The sequence below is a fragment of the Rahnella sp. PAMC25617 genome, from assembly GCF_050606005.1.
Classification (GTDB): domain Bacteria; phylum Pseudomonadota; class Gammaproteobacteria; order Enterobacterales; family Enterobacteriaceae; genus Rahnella; species Rahnella variigena.
In genome coordinates, this window is sequence record NZ_JBOCUM010000260.1 from 1 (window position 1) to 285 (window position 285).

General features: G+C 48.4%; 1 protein-coding gene. It reads right to left on the reverse strand.

Annotated elements, in window-relative coordinates; translation table 11 throughout:
- Nucleotides 1-285: hypothetical protein (locus ACM615_RS24305; protein ID WP_431012695.1), on the reverse strand; the 285-nt coding region annotated here is incomplete at both ends.

The following is a 285-nucleotide window of genomic DNA, read 5'->3' on the forward strand; positions in this document are numbered from 1 at the left end:
AGCTTACGGGCCTGCTCAGCAAAAAACCGCAACATCCAATGCTGGAGGCTATCAGGTAGCTTTCCCGCAACCAGCGGAGCAAATAGCGCCAGCCTGACTTCTTCTGCTTTGTATTTGTATTGCTGGCTTATCAGAAAGGCACTTGTAGCACAGTCATGGTAAGTTGTTTCAGACTCATCATCACCCATCTGCTCCTGCCAGCTATTTACTATAGCAAGCAGCGTATAGATAAGCTCCTTGGCCAGTTTCCCGGTATGACGTCCTTTGAATGAGAGAAGCACAACG